The organism is Neisseria sp. P0022.S010, assembly GCF_051956635.1.
The window spans coordinates 1-22587 of record NZ_JBQCXF010000019.1; the positions used below are offsets into that span (position 1 = coordinate 1).

Consider the following 22587-nt stretch of genomic DNA (forward strand, 5'->3'; position numbering starts at 1 on the left):
GAAGCAGTAGAGGCGGCTTCGGCTTGAGCGCCTGCAGCTGCGTTTTCACCCCATGCCGCAGGGTATTTGTAACCGGCAAAGCGTTTTTGTGAGTAGGCTTTGAACTCGTCAGAGTTGTAGGCTTCGGTTACATCTTTCAGCCATTGGCTGTCTTTGTCGGCAGTACGGACGGCAGACCAGTTAACGTAGGAGAAGCTCGGCTCTTGGAACAGGGCTTCGGTCAGTTTCATGCCGCTGCTCATGGCGTAGTTGCCGTTAACGATGGCAAAGTCAACGTCGGCACGGCTGCGCGGCAGTTGGGCGGCTTCAAGTTCTACGATTTGGATGTTTTTAGGGTTTTCGGCAATATCTGCTTTAGATGCGGTCAGCGGATCAACGTCGGCTTTCAGTTTAATCCAGCCCAATTCGTTCAACATAACCAATGCACGGGCAAAGTTGGATGGGTCGTTAGGTGCAGAAACGCTGACGCCGTCTTTCAATTCGTCCAAAGATTTCAGTTTGCCAGGATAGAGGCCCAAAGGAGCAGTCGGTACTTGGAAGGCCTCGGTGATGTCCAGTTTGTGTTCTTTTTTGAAGTCGTCCAGATAAGGTTTGTGTTGGAAAATATTGATGTCCAATTCGCCTTCAGCCAAAGCAAGGTTGGGGCGCACATAGTCGGTGAACTCGATCAGTTTGACTTTATAGCCTTTTTTCTCCAAAGCCGGTTGGATTTGGTCTTTTACCATATCGCCGAAGTCACCGACGGTTGTGCCGAAGACGATTTCTTTTTTCTCTGCGCCGTTGTCGGCAGAAGAAGCGGCAGAAGCAGCAGGCGCGCTGTCTTTTTGACCACCGCAGGCAGCCAATACGATGGCCAGCGCAGCAGCAGAAAGGGTTTTGAAGAATGTGTTGGTTTTCATATTTTGCTCCTGATGGATGATAAAACGGTTTCAGACGGCCTCAAGCTGCCGCTGTCAAAAAAAGAGGGATTGTAAATCTATTTTGGAAATATGAGGATGCTTTTTTGTAAACTTAATGGGAATATATGTCCTAAATAGAGAACAGGCCGTCTGAAAAATAGTAAGTCCATTTCAGACGGCCCGGTTTAATTAACGTTTGTCCAGTTTGCGTGCCAATCTGTTGCCGATACCTTGAATCAGGATAACGAGTAAAACCAGGATAGCAACGATGAAGATGATGACTTCCTTTTGATAGCGGTAGTAGCCGTAACGGATGGCAAGGTCGCCCAAGCCGCCGCCGCCGATCATACCTGCCGCCGCGCTGTACGACAGAAGGCCGATAGCCAGTACGGTAATGCTGGAAACCATACCTGCGCGCGCTTCATTCAAAAGCACTTTGCAGATGATACTCATGGGGGAAGCGCCCATTGCGGAGGCCGCTTCAATCACGCCTTTAGGCACTTCGCGCAGGTTTTGCTCGACCAGACGGGCGAAGTAGAACAAGCCGGATACGCTCAATACCAATGAGGCGGCAACCGGGCCGATGGTCGTGCCGATGATGGCGCGTGTAACAGGAATCATGGCAATCATCAGGATGACGAAAGGAAACGCGCGCATCAGGTTGACCAGGTTGTCCAAAAACAAATTCAGCTGTTTGTTGTAGTGCAACTGATGGCTAGATGTAACAAACAGCAATACGCCCAAAACCGTACCGAAGATAACGGCGAAAGTAGTTGATAGGCCGACCATAATAAAGGTTTCGCCCAAGGCTTGGATAATTTCGCCTTTCATGCTGACGATGGTGTCAACAGCACTTTCAAATGTCAAATTTGCCATATTAGTCCTCTCGAATCAGCTCTTGCCCGATTTCGGATTGGGCATGGATTTGGTTGCCGTGTACTTCAACGATTTCCAGCAGACGGCCTTTGTCCAAGAGGGCGGCACGGTCGCACAGGCGGCGGATAACGCTCATTTCGTGGGTAACGATGACGATGGTTACGTTGAAACGTCGGTTGATGTCCTCCAAACACTTCAAAACGCTGCGCGTAGTGGCAGGGTCGAGGGCGGAAGTGGGTTCGTCGGCAAGGATGACTTGAGGTTGCGGCGCCAGCGCACGGGCGATACCGACACGTTGTTTTTGACCGCCGGAAAGTTGGGACGGGTAATGGTTGGCACGGTCTTGCAAGTCAACGATTTCCAAACATTCGTCAACACGCGCTTGGATTTTTTTAGACGGCCATTTGGCAATTTCTAAAGGAAAGGCGACGTTTTCGGCAACGGTGCGGTTGCTCAATAGGTTGAACTGTTGGAACACCATGCCGATGTTTTGTCGGGCGTGGCGCAGTTGCGTGGAATTGAGCGCGGTCAGCTCTTGGCCGCATACGCTGACGGTACCTGTGTTGGGACGTTCCAATAAGTTAATCAGGCGCAGCAGGGTAGATTTGCCTGCGCCGGAATAGCCCATCAGGCCAAAGATTTCCCCCTGTTTGATTTCGAGGCTGGTCGGCTCGACGGCGACAAAGTCTTTGTTGTCGCGTGTTTGATAGTGTTTGGAGACGTGATCCAGAATAATCATGGTTTATCCGTGTTTTCTTTAATTCGTGTGGCCATCAGGGTGTGCAGACGGCGGTTGTCGGCGCGCGCAACGGTAAATTGCAGGTTGCCGATGATGACTTTTTCGCCGCGTACGGGCAGGTGCCCCAATTCTTGAATGACCAGGCCGCCGATGGTGTCGGCTTCTTCGCTGCTGTATTCCGTACCGAAAAAGGCGTTGATGTCTTCGATTTCGGTTGCGGCGTGGATGCGCCAGCGTTCGGAAGAAACGGCGTGGATATTGTCGGCGCTGTCGTCTTCGTCAAACTCGTCTTCGATGTCGCCGACGATTTGCTCGATGATGTCTTCAAAGGTTACCAGGCCGGATGTGCCACCGTATTCATCAATGACAATCGCCATGTGGTTGCGTTGTTCGCGGAATTCTTTTAAAAGGGAGGCCAGTGATTTGCCTTCGGGAACGAAAACGGCAGGGCGCAAGACGGATTTCAGGTGGAACTGCTCGGGGTTGAACATATATTTGAGCAGGTCTTTGGCGTGCAAAATGCCCAAAACTTCGTCTTTGTCTTCGCCGATGACGGGGAAACGCGAATGGGCGGTTTCGATGATGTAGGCTATGATGCGCTCGATGCTGTCGTTTTCTTTCAATACGTTCATACGGCTGCGCGTAATCATGGCATCACGCACTTCCAGTTCGGCAAAGTCCAATACTTTTTCCAGCCGGGTCAGTGTGTCGGCATCAAAAACTTCCTGTTCGTGCGCTTGGCGCAACAGGGTCAATACGTCTTCGGCGGAGTCGGGCTCGCCGGCAAGTCGGGAGATCAGGCGTTCGAAAAACTTGGGTTTCGACTGCGTACCGTCCATTTTAATATTCGTCCTCTTGGTAGGGGTTGGGGAAGCCTGCCGCCAGCATCAGGCGGATTTCTTCGGCTTCCATTATTTCGGCTTCATCGTCTTCGATGTGGTCGTAGCCCATCAGGTGTAAAGTGCCGTGTATGGTCAGGTGGGCAAAATGCTGCTCGGGTGTTTTGCCTTGTTCGGCAGCTTCTTTCAAAACCACTTGCGGACAAATCACCAAATCGCCATACAGGCCGTCTGAAAACTGGTCGGGCAGGATTTCGCCTTCGTTGAGCGCAAAACTCAATACATTGGTGGCGTAATCTTTGCCGCGGTAGTCGCGGTTGTAAGCGCGGGCTTCTTCTTCGTCCAGAAGAATCAGGCTGATGTCTGCACGGCGGTATTCGTTTTTCAAGGCAGACCATGCCCAGCGGTAAAAATCGCGTTCGCTCGGAAGGTCGGCGGCGGAAGAGGCGTTTTCAAAGTTCAGATGAAAACGTTGCCGCTGTAAGGATAAAAAAGGATATTGTTTGGCGCGTTTCATGTTGTCCGGAAAATTTGGTTTTTAGGTGTAAATATAACATATTCACCCCCATGCCGTCTGAAAAACCGCCCAAAATATGATAGACTTCATGCCGTTTTCCATCTTTCAGGCAACCATTATGAACCCGAAAAAACTCGTTATCGCCAGTCGCGAAAGCCTGCTTGCCATGTGGCAGGCAAAACACATCCAAGGCCGTCTGAAAGCCCTGTATCCCGATTGCGAAGTCGAGATTTTGGGCATGACCACGCGCGGCGACCAGATTTTGGATAGAACTTTGTCAAAGGTCGGCGGTAAAGGCTTGTTTGTCAAAGAGTTGGAACAGGCTTTGTATGACGGCCGGGCTGATTTGGCCGTGCATTCGATTAAAGACGTACCGATGGATTTGCCTGAAGGTTTCGCGCTTGCAGCCATCGGCGAACGCGCCAATCCGTTTGACGCATTTGTGTCCAACCAATACGCGCGTCTGGAAGAAATGTCCAAAGGCGCCGTCGTCGGCACATCCAGCCTGCGCCGCGAAGCCCAGTTGCGTGCGCGCTATCCGCATTTGGTTATCAAACCTTTGCGCGGCAATGTGCAAACCCGTTTGTCCAAACTCGATAACGGTGAATACGACGCGATTATCTTGGCCGCCGCCGGTTTGCAGCGTCTGGAATTGGACGAACGCATCCGCATGATTTTGTCGGAATCCGACAGCCTGCCTGCCGCCGGACAAGGTGCATTGGGTATTGAAATTGCAGCGCATCGCGAAGATTTGTACGAAGTCTTGAAGCCGCTGAACCACGATACCACACACGCCTGCGTGACGGCCGAACGCGCGTTGGCGCGCGCTTTGGGCGGAAGCTGCCAAGTGCCGCTGGCCGCATATTGCACTGAAGAAAACGGTTTGCTGACTTTGCGCGGCTTGGTCGGTCATCCTGACGGTTCGGTTATTTTTCAGGCGGACGCGCAAGCCCCAGCCGAATACGCCGATGCTTTGGGTCGCGCTGTCGCCAAAAAATTGGCAGATGATGGTGCGGAAGAATTGATTGCCGCCGTATTGCAAGAACAGGCTTAAAACAGTATAGATAATGTAAAAAGGCCGTCTGAAACTTTCAGACGGCCTTTGTTTTGTTGATGCTTAAGGATTCATAATCCGAGCAACCAAAGCTTTTTCTTTGCCTTGCATATTCGGGATTTTGACCTGAATGCCGTTGCCTGGGGCAACATCGACAGGCTGACCTTTGCGGGTCATTTGTTCCAATTTGATGGTTTGGTTGCCGCTCGGGTGGATGATCTCGAGTGAATCGCCGATGGCAAAGCGGTTTTTGACTTCGATGGTTGCCCAGCCGTTTTCATCGATTTCGGTAACGTGGCCGACATATTGGCTTTGTTTGGCGATGGAGTGGCCGGTTAGGTAGTTTTGGTAATCCTGAGTTTGGTGGCGCTCGAGGAAGCCGCTGGTGTAGCCGCGGTTGGCAAGGCCTTCGAGTTCGCTCAACAGGCTGTAATCAAACGGACGGCCTGCAACGGCATCATCAATCGCTTTGCGGTAGGACTGGGCCACGCGTGCAACATAATAAAGCGATTTGGTACGGCCTTCGACTTTGAGGCTGTCCACGCCGATTTTGGCCAGTTTCTCAACCACTTCAATGCCGCGAAGGTCTTTGGAGTTCATGATGTAGGTGCCGTGTTCGTCTTCCATAATCGGCATCATTTCGCCTGGGCGGTTGGACTCTTCAATCAGGAAAACTTTGTCGGCGTAGGGATGGCGTTTTTGACCGTTGATGCCTTCGAAGTTTTGGTTGGCTTCTTCTTGGGCTTTTTCAAAGTTGAAACCTTGCAGAAGCTGGGCATCACCCGCGTCGCTTTCGACGGCGTTATGGACTTTGTAATCCCAACGGCAGGAGTTGGTGCAAGTACCTTGGTTAGGGTCGCGGTGGTTGAAGTAGCCCGACAATAGGCAACGGCCGGAGTAGGCGATACACAATGCGCCGTGGATGAAGACTTCGAGTTCGATGTCGGGACATTCTTGGCGGATTTCGGCGATTTCTTCCATGCTCAATTCGCGCGACAGAATAATGCGTTCGACGCCGATGTTTTGCCAGAATTTTACGCCCCAGTAGTTGGTGGTGTTGGCTTGTACGGACAGGTGGATCGGCATTTCCGGCCATTTTTCGCGCACGGTCATGATCAAACCCGGATCCGCCATAATCAGCGCGTCGGGTTTCATGGCAATTAAGGGCTCCATATCGGAAACGAAGGTCTTGAGTTTGGAGTTGTGCGGCAGCGTGTTGACGGTCAGGAAGAATTTTTTGTTGCGCTCGTGCGCCTCTTTAATGCCTTGTTCGAGGACGTCGAGTTTGGCAAATTCGTTGTTGCGGGCGCGCAGGGAGTAACGAGGGCTGCCGGCGTAAACGGCATCTGCGCCGTAATCGTAGGCGGCACGCATACGTTCGAGGCCGCCGGCCGGTAATAAGAGTTCGGGTGCTTTCATGTTTTATGCTTTTTAAAATGTTTTCAGACGGCCTTTAAGGGAAGAGGGAAGGCCGTCTGAAAGATGTTTGAAGAATGGGCGGATTATCCGCTGTTTTTGTGTTTCGGTCAATTTTGTCTCGGGTTTGCGCTTTGTTTTTTATACGGAAAATGTCCTATATGGGCAAAGGTGAAAAAGGGTGTCAATTTATTGGAAATGTAAAAAAAGCAGGGTTGGGCGGAATAATTTAACAAAAAACCGTTCAAGCAATGTATTTTCTTGTAAAATATCAAGCTTCATTTTAAAAAATATTCGGATTCGTTACCGATTTTGACCGACGGAAGATTTATGGATTTTCGTTTTGACATTATTTATGAATACCGCTGGATGTTTTTATACGGCGTGTTGACAACGCTGGGACTGACGGTGGTTGCAACGGCAGGCGGCTCGGTTTTGGGTTTGCTGCTGGCATTGGCGCGTTTGATCAATCCGGAAAAAGCCGGTGCACCGATGCGTGCCTTGGCTTGGGTTTTGCGTAAGATTTCTTTTTGGTATGTGACGCTGTTCCGCGGTACGCCATTGTTTGTACAAATTGTGATTTGGGCTTATGTTTGGTTCCCATTTTTCGTTCACCCGGCCGACGGTGTGCTGATTAGCGGCGAAGCAGCTGTTGATCTGCGCCGTTCTTATGGTGCGCTGATTGCCGGCTCTTTGGCTTTGGTTGCAAACTCGGGTGCGTATATTTGTGAAATTTTCCGTGCCGGTATTCAATCAATTGATAAAGGCCAAATGGAAGCTGCACGTTCTTTGGGTCTGACCTATACTCAGGCAATGCGTTATGTCATTTTGCCTCAAGCGTTGCGCCGTATGTTGCCGCCATTGGCCAGTGAATTTATTACTTTGTTGAAAGACAGCTCATTGTTGTCCGTCATCGGCGTGGCTGAGTTGGCTTATGTACAAAGCACGATTACCGGCCGCTATTCTGTCTATGAAGAACCGCTTTATACGATTGCGCTGATTTATTTGGTGCTGACAAGCGTTTTGGGTTGGGTATTCCTGCGATTGGAAAGCCGTTACAATCCACAACACCGCTAATCGATTTGAATCAAAAAAGGAAGACTTGAAAAAGTCTTCCTTTTTTATTTGCCGTCAATGTTTCAGACGGCCTTGAATCAGAATGCTTCGCCGACTTTGACACCGCCTGCGATGTCTTTGGGCGTTGCCAGTTTAGCGGTCGCCTGTTGGGCGGCTTGGAATGCTTCGGTTGCCATGATGTCGGCAGCTTCTTGTACGGTCAATGTGTTGGCCATGTATTGCCAACGTGCGGCCAAGTCGGCGTTTGCCGGCGCGTGAAAACCGTCTCGCAATTCATCGACCAAGTCCGGACGGTTGCATACCAGTACAATATCGCAGCCTGCTTCAAAAGAAAGTCGGGCGCGTTCTTTAATACCGCCGACGCCGCATGCGCCTTCCATGGTCAGGTCGTCTGAAAAGATAACGCCGTTAAATCCGATTTCTTGGCGCAGGATTTGTTTCAGCCATTTTTCGGAGAAGCCGGCAGGTTGGCTGTCGATTTGCGGGTATACGACGTGGGCAGGCATGACTGCGGCCATGCCTGCCTGGCTCAGTGCGCGGAAGGGGATAAGGTCGGCGGCTTCGAGCGCTTCGCGGCTGCGTTCGTCGCAAGGCAGGACATGATGGCTGTCGCCTTCGACAAAGCCGTGGCCGGGGAAGTGTTTACCGCAAGATTTCATGCCGCCTTTGTTCAGGCCTTTTTGTAAGGCAAGGGCAAGCTGGGTTACGATGTTGGCGTCGCGGTGGAAACTGCGGTTGCCGATGACGGCGCATTGACCCCAGTCCAAATCCAAAACAGGTGTGAAGGATAGGTCGATACCGCAGGCGGAGAGTTCAGTCGCCAAAACCCAGCCGACTTGTTCTGCTTGGGCGCAGGCGGCTTCTTGGCCTTCGTTATCCCAAATTTCACCCAATACATTCATGGCCGGCAGGCGGGTGAAGCCGTCAATAAAACGTTGAACCCGTCCGCCTTCGTGGTCGACGGCGATGATGAGTTCAGGCGTGCGGACGGCTTTGATTTCTTGAACCAAAGCTTTGAGCTGGGAGACGTTTTCAAAGTTGCGGCGGAACAAAATAACGCCACCGACGGCAGGGTCGAGCAGGCGTTGTTTTTCTTCTTCGGTCAGATGGTAGGCGGCGACGTCGGCCATGACGGGGCCGCGTGGAAGATGGGGCGTATTCATTGTTTTGTCCTGAATAATGGATATATGGGTAATTGCAATATTCAGACGGCCTGAGCGTGTCGGAATATCTCAGGCCGTCTGAATATTGTTTTTGAATTAGGCAGTTGCTTTTTTCTTGTCTTTTAAGATGAAAATCAACACAACCATCACGATGCCGGTTACCACAAAACCTAAAGGCGCAGAGTCGGTCATGCCTAAAATCAGGTAGCCGATAGCGGCAGAGGCGGCAACGGTCAGTGCGTAAGGGAATTGCGAGGTAACGTGGTCGATGTGGTTACAGTGTGCGCCGGTAGACGAGAGGATGGTGGTGTCGGAAATCGGCGAGCAGTGGTCGCCAAATACGGCACCGGCCATGACGGCGGACATGCAAGGGATAATCAGCGCTGGTTCGACTTTGACGGCCATGGCGGCGGCAATCGGCAACATGATACCGAATGTACCCCAGCTTGTACCGGTAGCGAAGGCCATCACGCCTGCGAGCAGAAATAAAATCACGGGCAGGAAGCCTGCATGGATATTGCCTGCTACCAAGGTGGAGAGGTATTCGCCGGTGTGCATCTCGCTGACAACGGTGCTGATAATCCATGCCAAAATCAAGATGATAATGGCGCCGCGCATAGAGATGATGCCCTGCCAAACGGCTTTGGGGTAATCACTGGTTTTGATGGTGCCGATGGTACAGAGGATGACGGCCAATACGCCGCAAGTGCCGCCGAACACGAGGGAAGTGTTCACATCGGTATTTTCAAATGCGCTGAGCAAAGAGAAGGTTTCAGAAGCTTGTGCGCCAGTGTAAATCATGGCGGAAACCGTGGCGGCGATCAGTACCAAAACCGGTACAATCAACGCGAATACGCGGCCGTTGGGATGGCCGGTGTCAACGGTTTCATCATGAATTTCGTTTAAGGCGGCGCGTTCCAAGCGAGCCATTGAGCCGATATCGAAAGAGAACCAGGCCACGACAAACACCATAATCAATGCGAAGACGGCATAGTAATTCATCAGGCTCATGGCCACGAATGCGCCCATCGGTGTGTAGCCTGTGATGTTGTACGTTACCAAAAGGCCGGCCAAAGTAGCGATAATCGATGCGCCCCAGCTGGATACAGGCATCAAAACGCACATCGGTGCGGCAGTGGAGTCCAGGATGTAAGCCAGTTTGGCACGGGAAACTTTGAATTTGTCGGTTACAGGGCGGGCAATCGCGCCAACGGCAAGGCTGTGGAAATAGTCATCAATAAAGGTAACGAATACCAGGCAGGCAGTCAGCAGCTTAGCACCACGTCGGCCTTTGATGTGCTGTTTCGCCCAATCGGCAAATGCTTGGTTACTGCCGGAATGCGTCAGCAGAGAAGTGAAAACCCCCAAAAGTACCAAGAAGAGCAGGATTTTGGGTTTGCCCAAAGACCAATCTCCGTCCGCCCAAGTCAGGCTGACGGCCATGTCTTTCAAGTGAACCAAGGCATCAAGCGGATTACCGCCTACCAGCAGGAATGAGCCGACGATAATGCCGACCCCCAAGGACAGCAATACACGGCGCGTGGCAATGGCCAGGGCGAGCGCGATGGCTGCCGGAACAATGGATAAAATAGAATTCGAATAATTAATAAGTTGCATAATTATATTGTATATAAGCGGTGAAATATTTTCAGACGGCCTAGATTTGGAAAGCAGATAACAAAATACCCACCGCCTCTGACTGATGGGTATTTTACCATTTAACGCATCATCATGCCGTCTGAAAATCTTGCTATTGCAGATTGAGTGCGAGGAACAAGGTATTGCCGTCGCGTTGCACCAGAAGCGGTACGTTTTTGCCTGCGCTTTCCAAGGCGCTGCGGAAGGTGGATTCATCATTGACGCTGATTTGGCTGACGGCAATGATTTCGTCGCCGCGTTTGAGGCCGGCACGTTCGGCCGCGCCGCTAACGCGCAGAACGATTAAGCGTTGTTTGCCGTCTGCGTTTTCAACCTGCAAAGTCAGGCCTGCGTTTTCAACGGTAAAGCCGTCATGGCCGCCTTCATGTTGCGGCTGTTCGGTTTCTTTGGCCGATGTTTCCGTTTGTTCGGCTGCGCTGCCAAGTTTGACTTTGACATCGGTTTGTTTGCCGCCGCGCCAAATGCTCAAAGTAACTTCTTTACCCGGCATCATCGAGCCGACCATGACCGGCAAATCGCTGGAAGCGCGGACTTCTTCTCCGTTTACGCTGCGGACAATATCGCCAACTTGCAAACCGGCTTGTTGCGCTGCGCTGTTCGGCATGATTTTGGCAATCAACGCGCCGCTTGCTTTGTCCAAACCGAAAGATTTGGCCAAATCGTAAGAAACTTCTTGGATAACCACGCCCAATTGACCGCGTTGGACTTTGCCGTTGGCTTTCAATTGATCGGCCACATTCATGGCAACATCAATCGGAATGGCAAACGAAATACCCATGAAACCGCCGCTGCGGCTGTAGATTTGCGAGTTGATGCCGACCACTTGGCCGCGGAGGTTGAATAACGGGCCGCCTGAATTACCGGGGTTGATGGCAACGTCGGTTTGGATGAACGGTGTATAGTTTTCATTCGGCAGGCTGCGGCCTTTGGCGGAGACGATACCTGAAGTTACGCTGTTGTCAAAGCCGAATGGCGCGCCGATGGCGGCTACCCATTCGCCCGGTTTCAAATCTTTCGGATTGCCGATTTTGACAACCGGCAAGTCTTCTTGCGGCTCGATTTTTAAGAGGGCAACGTCGGATTGGGCGTCTGAGCCGACCAGTTTGGCCGTGTATTCGCGTTTGTCGTTGAGCAGGACTTTGATGTTGCCCATGCCGGCAACCACGTGGGTATTGGTCAGGATATAGCCGTCTTTGCTGATGATGAAGCCGGAGCCGAAATTCAAATCATCGCTTTCTGCCTCTTCTTGAGGCATGTCGGGCATATTGGGAACGAGGCGTTTGAAGAACTCGTAAAACGGGTCGTTGTCGGGGAATTGGCTCAGGTCCATGCTGTGGTCGTCATCCGGTGTCGCAGTGCGTTTTGCCGGAGTTGCTTGAATATTGACGACGGCCTGTCCTTCGTTTTGTACCAATTGGGCGAAATCGGGCAACAGCATGCCGACCTTACCGTCATCGGTATTGGTTTCTATGCGTTGGACGAGTTCTTTGCTTTCTTCTTTGCCGAAAAAGGTGCTGACTTTGTCGCAACCTGAAAGAAGGGATGCTGAGAGGACAGCAAGGGCCAGATATGTGTTTGTTTTAATATGCACGAAAGTTCCTTTTGCCGGTGCCTATCTTATTGTCGGCATGTATTTGAGCCGGCAGGCAGTTTTATTGTTTGAATGTTGTTCAAATGTATAAAGTAGGATTTTTACACTTTAACGGTTTTTTTTCAAGCATTTCATTTTAAATGAAAAAATGATGATTGAAATTTGTTGCTTTGAGGCCGTCTGAAAACTTTGACATAGAACCTGTTGTCTCGCTTTTTTCAGACGGCCTTTAAATTAAGGTCAGTCGTGTTGGTCCAAGTGGTAGATTTGCGCCACGGCATCGATTAATTCGCTGTTGTCCGAGCCGGCTTTGTTGAGCGTGCGTGTCGGAGAGTGGAGCAGTTTGTTGGTCAACTGAATGGAGAGGCGTTCGAGGACATCCTCGGCCGATACGCCTTTTGCCAGTTGTTTCATGGCATTTTCCAACACTTGGCGGCGTGCGCGTTCGCCTTCGTCGCGTAAGGCGCGGATAAGCGGAACGCTTTGGCGGTTTTTCTGCTGGCGGATAAATTCACTGACCTTTTCTTCCACCATGCTTTCAGCTGCCGCCGCTGCCTTTTTGCGCGCGTCTTTACCGCTTTGGACAATATCCATCATGTCGTCCACGGTATAGAGATATGCATCTTCCAATTCGCCGACTTCGGCTTCAATGTCGCGCGGAACGGCCAAATCCAGCAGGAAAACAGGCATGTTGTGGCGTTTTTTCAATGCACGTTCGACCATGCCTTTGCCGACGAGGGGCAGTTGGCTGGCAGTGGAAGAAACGACTACGTCGTAATCATGAAGAATATCGGGTAATTCATTCAGCAGACAGGCTTCGGCGTTGACGCTGAGTTTGTCGCACAATTCCTGCGCACGCTGGTGTGTACGGTTGGCAACGGTGATGAGCTTGGGATTTTTGGCGGCAAAATAAGTGGCCACCAGCTCAATCATTTCGCCTGCGCCGATAAAGAGGACATTAAGGTCGGAAATGGAAGGGAAGATTTGCTCTGCCATTTTGACCGATGCGGAAGCCATAGAGACGGAGTTTTCGCCGACAGCGGTATCGGTGCGCACTTCTTTGGCAACGGCAAAGGTTTTTTGAAACAGGGCGTTTAAGTGGGTATTGATGCTTTCTTGTTCTTGCGCAACGCGGACGGCATCTTTGATTTGACCGAGAATTTGCGGTTCGCCCAAGACCATGGAATCCAAGCCGCAGGCGACGCGGAAGGCGTGGCGGACGGTTTCGTTGTTGTCCAGGGTGTAGAGGTAGGGGCGGATTTCTTCGACAGGCAGATTATGATATTTTGCCAACCAGTTGATGATTTTTTCGGATTCGCCGACGCAGTAAAGCTCGGTGCGGTTGCAGGTAGAAAGAATGACTGCTTCTTCCGCCGCCTCGCTGCGCGCGAGGTTGGACACGGCATCCGGCAAATTTGCAGCAGCAAATGCCAGTTTTTCGCGTATGCTCAAGGGCGCGGTTTGGTGGTTGAGTCCGACGACGGTAAGTTGCATGGTTATGGTATGACCGGGTAGTGTGTGTGGTGGCTATTATAGCTTAAGTGGGCTTTAAAATGAATGTGTTGGGGGGATAAGATATGATGAGGTTTGCCATCGAAAAGGCCGTCTGAAAAGATTCAGACGGCCTTTTTATCAAGAAAGGCTTAAACGGCTTCTGCTTCTTCTGCCAAGAAACCGCGCAGTTTTTGCATGGCTTTGGCTTCGATTTGGCGGATGCGTTCGGCAGATACGCCGTATTCGGCAGCCAATTCGTGCAGGGTCAAACCGCCATCGTCTTGCAACCAGCGGCTTTCAACGATACGGCGGCTGCGGTCGTCCAGTTGCGCCAAGGCGTTTTGCAGACCTTCGGTTTGCAGGGCGTAGTGGGCCTGTTTGGACAACTGACGGCTAGGCTCTGCATCGTGGTCGGCCAACCAGTCGATAGGGGCGAAGTTGTCCTCGTCATCGTTGTTTTCTGCCATGATGCCGATATCGTGACCAGTCATGCGTTGTTCCATTTCCAAGACTTCGGACAATTTGACGCCCAAATCGTCGGCGATTTCTTGCGCTTCTTTTGGGGACAAGGCATTCAGGTTTTTACGCATGCTGCGCAGATTGAAGAACAGTTTGCGCTGCGGTTTGGTTGTGGCCACGCGGACCAAACGCCAGTTGCGCAAAATGAATTCGTGGATTTCGGCTTTAATCCAATGCACGGCAAACGAAAACAGGCGCGCGCCGCGGCTTGGCTCGTAGCGTTTGACGGCTTTCATCAAGCCGATATTGCCTTCTTGAATCAGGTCGGCTTGGTTGAGGCCGTAGCCGTCGTAACCGCGTGCGATGGATACGACGACGCGAAGATGGGACAGAATAAGCTGTTTGGCGGCGTTGAGGTCGCCTTTTTGTTGACGTTCGGCCAGTTGCGTTTCTTCTTCGGCAGTCAGCATGGGAATGCTGTTGACTGTATGAATGTATTGCTCGAGGCTACCGTTGCCGCTTTGGATAACGGGTAATGCAAAAGCTTTATTCATAAAAGGATGCTCTCCTTGATTAGGCCGTCTGAAAACGGCTTTTTGTTTATTGTGTGACAAGCAGTATAACACTGCCTGTGGTTTGTTTTGTTATGGGTTGGATTTTTTCTGTAAATTAAACGACGGATTCAATAGTTTTTGCTGCTTAAATTGCAGGAGTTGATTGTTTTTGAAAATTTGAGTGATTTGCTAGGTTTTGGATAAGTATATTACAAACATTTCTGTATGTAAATAGTTTTATCAATAAAAAAGACCTTGTTAAACAAGGTCTTGGAATTTTTTTTATTCTGGTTTCTTCCGGCCAATCAGAATGAGGAATACGCCGATAACGGCCAAAATACTGATAAGCCAGGTTGAGCCGCCTGCTTTCATATAAGGCGTTTCGCCAATGTAGCCTTTGACGTGGCCTTCGAGGACGGTTTCTGTATCCGGCTGGGCTTCGGCAACAATCGTGCCTTTAGGGGAAATAATGGCGGTTGCGCCGGTATTGGTGGCGCGAACCATGTAGCGGCCCAGCTCCATTGCGCGTGCTTGGGACTGTTGAAGCTGCTGGTACATGGCATTGGATTTGCCGTACCACGCCATATTGCTGATGTTGGCAAGCAGGGTGGAGCGTTTGGCCGTTGCGATGAGTTCGTCGCCGAAACCGTCTTCATAGCAGATATTGAAGGCGACTTTTTGATCTTTCATTGTCAAAGGCGCTTGGTTGTCGCCGCCTTTTTGGAAGTCAGCCAAAGGCATATCCATCATTTTATAGAGGCGCTCGGTAATGATGGGCAATGGCTTGTATTCACCAAATGGAACCAGGTGGTTCTTGGCGTAGTAGGGGATGGTATCGGAAGTGCTGTTGTGATAGTCGCTCAAATTGATGACGGCATTTTCGTAGCCGTTGCCGTCGGGCGTATATTGACTGATGCCGATGGCCAATGCGCTGCCGTTGCTTTGCGCCTGTTCGGCGAATTGTTCCAAGATGCCTTCGGGCAGGTCTTGGCGCATCAGCGGCAGGGCGGTTTCAGGCAGGATGACGATGTCGGCACTGGTTTTGCTGATTTGTTCGTAGTATTTCTGAATGGTCGGAATGATTTGCTCTTCTTTCCATTTCAGATTTTGCTCGATATTGCCTTGAATCAGGGCGACGGTGCTGGTGCTGCCGTCAGGGCGGGTGTATTCGGTTTGTTGGGAAATGTAGCCGACGGAGCAGAGCGCAACGATAAGGCATAAGGGTAGAAGGCGATGTTTCAGACGGCCGTGGTTGTCAATCAGCAACACCAGCCATGCGCTGAGGAAAGCGGTTGCCAGCGTGACCATATGAATGCCGCCCAACGGCGCGAAGCCTGCCAACGGGCTGTCTTTGATGATTTGGGAATAGCCGATTGCGCCCCAGCCGAATCCGGTCAGGAAGCGTTCGCGGGCAAATTCTGCCAGCGTCCACAAAATCGGCAGCAGGAGGCCGGTTTTGGCCCAGCGAGCCAGGTTGCATTTTCTCCACACCCAAAAACAGATGGCCGGATAAAGCGCAAGAAATGCCGGCAGCAGGAAGGTGAGGGGGATGGCGTATGAATCCGGCAGCCCCGAAACATCATGCAGGGCTGTGTGTATCCAATAAAACTGCGCCGTATAACCGATTAATCCGAACAGATAGGCAGTCATGACGGCAAAGCGCGGACGCAATTCAATCAGGCGTATCAGCGCGCCAAACAACAGCGGCATCAGCCAGAAATGATAATACGGGGCAAAAGTGAACGGCGTTGCGGCGGCAATCAAGATGACCAGCGGCCAGTACAGCAGCGGGTGTTGCCAGTATTGTTCGAATTTACGGAAAATATTCATGCTTTAAATGGTATTGAGGCCGTCTGAAAGGTTTTCAGACGGCAGGGAAACAAAATCAGTCTTTTTGAAACAATTTCATTGCAGGCAGGACGATGGCGCAAGCCAAGGCACCGGCGGCTACTCCGATCACCAGATTGGCGATATGTTCCATCATGCCGCTGTCCCAATGTTGCGCGTGGAGGAAGTCGTGCAAAAAAACAAGGTTGTGGGCGATCAGTCCGCCGCCGACCAAGAACATCGCCAGCGTGCCGACAATGCTCAAGCCGCGCATAAACCAAGGCATAAATGAAATCAAACCGCGTCCGATGCCTTGTACGGCAGCACTTTTTTGGCGCATCAGCATCATACCGAGGTCGTCAAGTTTGACGATAATGCCGACCAAACCATAGACCAATGCCGTCATGCCGACACCGATGGCGGCCATAACCAAAGAACGTGTTATCAGGTCATATTTTTCAACAACGCCCAGCGCAATAATGATGATTTCGGCGGAGAGGATGAAATCCGTGCGGACCGCGCCTTTAACTTTTGTTTTTTCGTCTGTAACTTCAGGCTCGGCATCGTGTTCGTCTTCGTGTTCATTGCGGTGCAGAAATTTGTGCAACAGTTTTTCCACGCCTTCAAAACACAAATAAACACCGCCGATCATCAGCAAGGGCGTAATCAGCGCAGGCACGAAAGCGGAAAGCAACAGCGCAAGTGGCACCAGAATCAGCTTGTTGACCAGAGAGCCTTTTGCCACCGCCCAAATAATCGGCAATTCGCGCTCGGCAGATACGCCGGTTACCTGATTGGCGTTGAGCGCCAAATCGTCGCCGACCACGCCGGCGGTTTTCTTGGCGGCGACTTTGGTCATCATCGCTACATCGTCCAAAACGGCGGTAATGTCGTCCAAAAGCGTAAAGAGAGAGGCGAAGGCCATAATGTTGTCCGGATAAAATCAAATAAACGCGCGATTATATATGAAAATTCAGTTGCTTGAATGGTTTCAGACGGCCTTTGACGGAAATTAACCAAAGGCCGTCTGAAAATGCTATTTCGGTGTATAACGTCCCGCCATGGCTTTGTACACCATATTTTCGTATTTTAAAGCTTCATAGCGTTGGTTCAGCAGGTTTTGCGCCGAGCTGTATTCCGTATTCAAAGCCTCCAGCCAGTCTTTCAGTTCGTTTTTACCGTGTTGGTAGCGGACTTGATAGTAATGGCTGTTTTTCTTGTCCAACTGGTAACGCTGTTCCTGATTGGCAAGGCCGGCCTGCGCGTTTTTGTAGGCAAGGTAGTTGGTGTTGACTTCGTTGAGCGCTGTGGTCAGGGCTTTTTCAAAATTCAGCTTGGCGCTGTCCATCTCCGCTTGTACGGTTTTGTCTTTCCATTTCATGGTCTGCCAATTAAGGAAAGGCAGATTGATGGTGGCCGAGCCGCCTAACATGGGGATATTGAACGTGCTTTTTGCTTTGTCGGACGACGTACTCAAACTTGCGCCCAAAGTAATCGACGGATACCAACTGCGTTTTTGCGCGTTGACCGATTGTTGCGACGCTTGCAGGCGGTATTCGGCGGCGCGCAGGTCGGGGCGGTTGGCCAAAACGGTAATCGGTACGTCCAAGTTCACGCCTTTGACCGGCAACAGGCGGAATTGTGCTGGATCGGCGACCATGTTTTCAGACGGCCTTAAATTCAATAAATTACGCAAAACCTGTTTTTGCGTATCCAAATTGTTTTGCAAAGACAACAGGCTGTTTTCTGCGTTCAACAATGACTGTTTGGCTTGCGTCGGTTGGCTGGAGTCGGCCCGGCCGTAGCGGAACTTGGCATTCGCAATGCGGTTGATTTCCTGATATTGCTTCAGCGATTTTTGCGCCAACTCGATGGCTTCGTTCAGGTAGGCAATATTGAAATACGCATCGGCGACATTATTAATCAAAGTCAGGCGTGTGTTGGCCATGTCTTCATGCGTGGCTTGGTATTCCCATACCTGCGCATCGGCAGTGGCACTGAGTTTGCGCCACAAATCCAATTCGTAGCTCAAGCCAAGCTGGCTGCTGAACGTATTGCCGTGGCTGCCGGTTTTCAGGTTTTTAGAAGCATTCGCGCCCAACGAGCCGCTGAACGAAGGCACCAAATCCGCACCCAAAATATTGGCTTGGTACAAAGCCTTGTTGACGCTGATGGCGGCCTGTTTCAAATCGATATTGTTCGCCAGCGCCTGCTCCATCAGCGCATTAAGCTGCTGGCTTTGGTAGATTTCCCACCAGTTGCCGTTGACATCGTAGCGTTCGGCAGTTTCCGCCGCGCTCATGACTTGGCCGGTCGCTTCCAGCGTCAGATTCGGATTGGCTTTAGGTGCGGCGCACGCACTTAAGGCAAGGGCAACAGCCAATGACAAGGCTGCTTGGGAAAAAGGTTTCGTCTTCATAAAAATCTTTCGGGTAACGGCATTTCAGACGGCCTTAAGATAATAGGCCGTCTGAAACATAATCAATCTTGAGCTAAGGCATCAATCGGGTTGAGCTTGGAAGCCTTGTTGGCAGGCATAAAGCCGAACGCGACGCCGATGGCGGTGGAGCAGACGACTGCGCCGATGACGGAAGCCATGGAAATGCTCATCGGGAAGTCGGTAACAAAATAGTTGAACACCAGGCTGATGCTTGCGGACAACAATACGCCCGAAAGACCGCCGATGATACAGATTAAGACGGCCTCAATCAGAAACTGTTGCAAAATGTTGTTGCGGCGTGCGCCGATTGCCATGCGGACGCCGATTTCTTTGGTGCGCTCGGTAACTGAGACCAGCATGATGTTCATCACGCCGATACCGCCGACCACCAAAGAGATGACTGCGATGGAAGAAATCAGCAGCGTCATGGTGCCGGTTGTGCTTTCCACCATTTCTTTGATGCTGTCGCTGTTGTTCATAAAGAAGTCTTCTGTACCGTGGCGTGCTTTCAGCAACTCGGTCAGGCTTTTTTCGGCAACCTGCGTGTTGGCATCGTCTTTAATTTTGACAACGATGGAGTTGGTATAGCTTTCGCCGGTAATTTGGTGCATGACCGTTGTATACGGCGACCAAAGCATCAGCGAGTCGGAATTACCAAACGAGTTGTCATCCTTTTTCATAATGCCGATGACGGTTAGCGGGCGTTTTTTGAAAAGGATGGTTTTGCCTAAAGGATTGACACCTTCGCCGAAGAGTTTGGTTTTGGTGTTTTGGTCGATGACGACGACTTGGGCATCGGTTTTTACATCGTCATCATCAAACAGACGGCCTTCTTCCAATTTCAAACCGCGCACGTCGAAATATTGTTCGCCTACGCCGTAAAGTGAGGCGGTCAGGTCGGTGTTGCGGTAGGTTAAGGTGCCGCTGGAGTTGGTTTGAGGGGTGGCGGAGGCGACGTAGCTTTGTTGGCTGATGGCTTTTGCGTCATTAATTGTCAGTGTCTTGATTCGTCCGCTGCGGCGGTCGCCAAAACCACGGCCGGGGAAGATGCTGATGGTGTTTGTGCCCATCGAGTTGATGTCTTCCAGGATTTTTTGTTGCGAGCCATTACCCAAGGCCACCACCGATACCACTGAAGCGATACCGATGATAATCCCCAGCATGGTCAGCAGCGAACGCATTTTGTGCGCCATAATCGCCTGTACCGACATTTTGAATGCTTCCATAAATTGATCGTAATAAAACGACCAGGAAGTTTTTTCTTTAATCCGCTCCACTTTGCTGGGCGGAATATCGGGATTTTTAGACGTATCCGAAATAATCTGACCGTCGCGGATTTCGATGACGCGGTTTGCATTTGCCGCAATGCCCGGATCATGGGTGACCATAATCACGGTATGCCCGTCTTCATGCAACTTATGGATGATTTCCATCACATTTTTACCGCTGGCGGTATCCAATGCGCCGGTCGGTTCGTCGGCAAAGATGATTTCGCCGCCGTTCATCAACGCGCGGGCAATCGAAACGCGTTGTTGCTGACCGCCGGAAAGTTCGCTGGGTTTGTTGCCTTCTTTATTTTGCAAGCCCAAATCGCCCAATAATTTTTCCGCACGTTCCGCGCGCTCTTTGCTGTCCATGCCCATATACACGGCAGGCAGGGCGACGTTGTCCCGGGCGGTCAGCGAGCTTAACAGGTTGTAACGCTGGAAAATAAAGCCGAAACGCTCACGGCGCAAAGCCGCCAGCTCATCCGGCTGCATTTGCGATGTTTCGATGCCGTCGATTTGATAAGAGCCGGAAGTGGCGGTATCCAGACAGCCCAAGATATTCATCAGCGTCGATTTGCCCGAGCCGGATTGGCCGATAATCGCCACAAAGTCGCCTTTCTCAATAGAAAGGCTGACATCTTTCAATACATGCACACGGTTTTCACCGCTACCGAAAAAACGGTTGATATTCTTACATTCGATTAAACTCATAATCTTTCCGGGCGAAAAATAGACATACAGGAACTAAGGCCGTCTGAAACACAGTCAAACCTTTCAGACGGCCTTAATCAATCAGCGAGGAGGGCCGCCGCCCATCATCGCGCGTTCGCTGCTCTTACTCTTTTCGTCTGCGCTCATTTCAGAAACGATCACTTTTTCGCCTTCTTTCAAGCCGCTTTTGATTTCGGTATTCATGTTGTCTTTCAAACCGACGGTCACTTCGCGTTCTACCGCTTTATTGTCTGCGCCCAAAATGCTGACATAGGATTTGCCGTTATGCTTTTTCACAGTCAGCGTCGGTACCAGTAAGACATTCTTCACGCCGTTGATTTCAATCGTGTTTTGAGTGGTCATGCCGATGGAAAGTTTGCCGTCGGAATTTGGCACCAGGGCGCGGGCATAGTAGTAAATTGCATTGGAAGTCGTGTCCGTGCTGCTGGTGTAGCTGCCCAAAGACATGGTGGTCAGGCCGGGGTCGACGCTGTCCAATTTCGCTTTAATCGGGGTGTCTGGCTCGGACAAAATGGTGAACGAAATATCCTGACCTGCTTTGACTTTCGTAATATCGCCTTCGGCAATCTGCATTTTGTTTAACATGGTTTCCAGATTGGCCAGCTGGATAATGGTCGGCGTAGATTGCGCCGCATTGACGGATTGGCCTTCTTCAACAGGAATGGCGACTACGGTGCCGTCCATGGTGGCGGTAATCCGCGTGTGTCCCAATTCAGATTCGGCTGTATTGATGGAGATTTTGGATTGTTTGATGGAGGCCTTCAGTTCGGCGATATTGGCTTTGGCTGCGGCTAAAGAGTCTTGTGCAGATTCCAAATCTTCTTTGGAAGTGGCCTGTTCTTTCCATAAGGCAAGTTCGCGCTTATATTTTTTCTCCGCACTGGAAAGCGCGATTTCGGCAGAAACCAATTTTGCCTGATAAGTTTCCAGTTTGGATTTTTCGGTATTCAACGTGTTGAGCTGATTGGTTGAGTCGATTTCTGCAATCAGATCGCCTTTTTTCACTTGTTGGCCCAGTTTCACATACAGTTTTTTAATCTGGCCTGAAGCTTCCGCGCCTACGGACACCAAATTGGAAGGCGAGATTTCGCCGGTTGCCGATACGGTTTGACGGATATCGCCGCGTTTGACCACTTCCGTAATAAAAGAAGACTGAGGCTCAGGCTTCATCAAAGACCAGCCGCCGAAAGCCGCAGCCACGATAACAGCCGTACCGGCCGCCCACTTGAAAACTTTAGACATATAAAAGGAACCAATTCAATAAAATAACGTCGCAGACAAGCAACAAATGCATTGATAGAAACAAAAAAACAACTGGATTTTACTGTAAAGACCAAGGCCAACCAAGAGACGGTCGGCTTAAATTGAAGTTTAACTTATTGAAATAAAAAATAAAAGAATGAAGATATTTTTCAGAACTTGTACCTCGTTTACATAAATTCCCAAACTCCCTCCGAATCTGAACATTTAAGCCGCAAGAAAACGACTATAATATTCATGTCTTATTCTAATTATTAACGACACAAATAAAATGAAACACCAACAAGGCTTCACGCTTATCGAGCTGCTGATAGTCGTTGTGATTGCAGCCATTCTCGCTACCATCGCCTATCCGTCTTATCAAAACTACATCCGCCAAACGCGCCTTGCCGCCGTCCGCACACAGATGCTTCATAACGCCCAACAACTCGAACGCCACTATACTCAAAAAAGTACTTTTGTAGGGTTTCCTCCTGAAAATTTGCAGCAGAATCAATATTTCAATATTAGTTTTTCCGAAGGTACGGATTCTATGCCTAATCCTTCCGATTCAGGTTATATTTTGAAGGCTGTGCCCAATAAAGAAACCAATGCCGATGAAACTTGTACTGTTTATTACAACGACAGCGGTATCATTTGGGCAAACAGCGATAAACAAAACTGCCCCGGTTATGAAATACCAAAATCGGAATAAATCGAAATATAAAAGGCCGTCTGAATTTC

General features: G+C 50.5%; 19 protein-coding genes. 3 read left to right on the forward strand and 16 right to left on the reverse strand.

The window, feature by feature from the left end; genetic code table 11:
* The 5 genes from ACTHUT_RS03930 to ybeY form a co-directional block, all read right to left on the reverse strand.
* Nucleotides 1–899, reverse strand: an 899-nt coding sequence (locus ACTHUT_RS03930) for a MetQ/NlpA family ABC transporter substrate-binding protein (RefSeq protein ID WP_440418681.1), incomplete at its 3' end; no start/stop codon positions are given.
* Nucleotides 900–1088: 189 nt separating this feature from the next.
* Nucleotides 1089–1775, reverse strand: coding sequence for a methionine ABC transporter permease (locus tag ACTHUT_RS03935; RefSeq protein WP_440386132.1), 687 nt, complete (start codon nt 1773–1775; stop codon nt 1089–1091).
* Between the two features lies 1 nt (nt 1776).
* Nucleotides 1777–2514, reverse strand: coding sequence for a methionine ABC transporter ATP-binding protein (locus ACTHUT_RS03940; protein WP_440386133.1), 738 nt, complete (start codon nt 2512–2514; stop codon nt 1777–1779).
* Entirely contained in the window at nt 2511–3353 is an 843-nt protein-coding gene (locus ACTHUT_RS03945; RefSeq protein WP_440386134.1) for an HlyC/CorC family transporter, read from the reverse strand. Before ACTHUT_RS03945 ends, ACTHUT_RS03940 begins: the two co-directional genes overlap by 4 nt.
* Before the next feature lies 1 nt (nt 3354).
* The gene (ybeY, locus tag ACTHUT_RS03950; protein ID WP_311477585.1) at nt 3355–3870 is read right to left on the reverse strand and encodes an rRNA maturation RNase YbeY; all 516 of its coding nucleotides are present in this window, start codon (nt 3868–3870) and stop codon (nt 3355–3357) included.
* Between the two features lie 118 nt (nt 3871–3988).
* Between ybeY and hemC the strand changes: the two genes are divergently transcribed.
* Nucleotides 3989–4924 carry a hydroxymethylbilane synthase gene (gene hemC / locus ACTHUT_RS03955; RefSeq protein ID WP_440386135.1) on the forward strand — a complete coding sequence of 312 codons (936 nt, stop codon included), beginning with the start codon at nt 3989–3991 and terminating at the stop codon, nt 4922–4924.
* 63 nt (nt 4925–4987) lie between these two features.
* Here hemC and trhP read toward each other — a convergent pair whose 3' ends face one another.
* On the reverse strand, nt 4988–6343 hold the full coding sequence (trhP, locus tag ACTHUT_RS03960; RefSeq protein ID WP_049336697.1) for a prephenate-dependent tRNA uridine(34) hydroxylase TrhP: 1356 nt from the start codon (nt 6341–6343) through the stop codon (nt 4988–4990).
* A 327-nt stretch (nt 6344–6670) separates the two neighbouring features.
* Here trhP and ACTHUT_RS03965 point away from each other — a divergent pair, with 327 nt between their 5' ends.
* Entirely contained in the window at nt 6671–7417 is a 747-nt protein-coding gene (locus ACTHUT_RS03965; protein ID WP_003748587.1) for an amino acid ABC transporter permease, read from the forward strand.
* 77 nt (nt 7418–7494) lie between these two features.
* Here the strand turns inward: ACTHUT_RS03965 and nagZ are convergent, their stop codons facing one another.
* The 10 genes from nagZ to ACTHUT_RS04015 all read right to left on the reverse strand — a co-directional run bounded on the left by nagZ (nt 7495) and on the right by ACTHUT_RS04015 (nt 21846).
* A complete protein-coding gene (gene nagZ, locus ACTHUT_RS03970) occupies nt 7495–8580 on the reverse strand; it encodes a beta-N-acetylhexosaminidase (protein ID WP_440386136.1) in 1086 nt (361 codons plus the stop codon).
* 96 nt (nt 8581–8676) lie between these two features.
* Nucleotides 8677–10197 carry a Na+/H+ antiporter NhaC family protein gene (locus ACTHUT_RS03975; protein WP_440386137.1) on the reverse strand — a complete coding sequence of 507 codons (1521 nt, stop codon included), beginning with the start codon at nt 10195–10197 and terminating at the stop codon, nt 8677–8679.
* A 133-nt stretch (nt 10198–10330) separates the two neighbouring features.
* Nucleotides 10331–11830, reverse strand: coding sequence for a DegQ family serine endoprotease (locus ACTHUT_RS03980; protein ID WP_049348847.1), 1500 nt, complete (start codon nt 11828–11830; stop codon nt 10331–10333).
* Between the two features lie 240 nt (nt 11831–12070).
* On the reverse strand, nt 12071–13324 hold the full coding sequence (hemA, locus tag ACTHUT_RS03985; RefSeq protein ID WP_036493228.1) for a glutamyl-tRNA reductase: 1254 nt from the start codon (nt 13322–13324) through the stop codon (nt 12071–12073).
* A 149-nt stretch (nt 13325–13473) separates the two neighbouring features.
* Complete coding sequence (gene rpoH / locus ACTHUT_RS03990) at nt 13474–14337, reverse strand: RNA polymerase sigma factor RpoH (RefSeq protein ID WP_036493231.1); 864 nt, start codon at nt 14335–14337, stop codon at nt 13474–13476.
* A 282-nt stretch (nt 14338–14619) separates the two neighbouring features.
* A complete protein-coding gene (lnt, locus tag ACTHUT_RS03995; RefSeq protein ID WP_440386138.1) occupies nt 14620–16167 on the reverse strand; it encodes an apolipoprotein N-acyltransferase in 1548 nt (515 codons plus the stop codon).
* Between the two features lie 55 nt (nt 16168–16222).
* Nucleotides 16223–17089, reverse strand: a complete 867-nt coding sequence (locus ACTHUT_RS04000; RefSeq protein WP_440386139.1) for a DUF808 domain-containing protein — start codon at nt 17087–17089, stop codon at nt 16223–16225.
* A gap of 111 nt (nt 17090–17200) precedes the next feature.
* Complete coding sequence (locus ACTHUT_RS04005; protein ID WP_440386140.1) at nt 17201–18583, reverse strand: TolC family protein; 1383 nt, start codon at nt 18581–18583, stop codon at nt 17201–17203.
* A 62-nt stretch (nt 18584–18645) separates the two neighbouring features.
* On the reverse strand, nt 18646–20583 hold the full coding sequence (locus tag ACTHUT_RS04010; RefSeq protein WP_204788068.1) for a MacB family efflux pump subunit: 1938 nt from the start codon (nt 20581–20583) through the stop codon (nt 18646–18648).
* Between the two features lie 81 nt (nt 20584–20664).
* A complete protein-coding gene (locus ACTHUT_RS04015) occupies nt 20665–21846 on the reverse strand; it encodes an efflux RND transporter periplasmic adaptor subunit (RefSeq protein ID WP_440386141.1) in 1182 nt (393 codons plus the stop codon).
* Nucleotides 21847–22135: 289 nt separating this feature from the next.
* On the opposite strand from ACTHUT_RS04015, the gene ACTHUT_RS04020 reads away from it, so the two are divergent.
* Nucleotides 22136–22558: a type IV pilin protein gene (locus ACTHUT_RS04020; protein WP_440386142.1), complete on the forward strand. Its 423-nt coding sequence runs from the start codon at nt 22136–22138 to the stop codon at nt 22556–22558.
* Nucleotides 22559–22587: the final 29 nt, after the last annotated feature.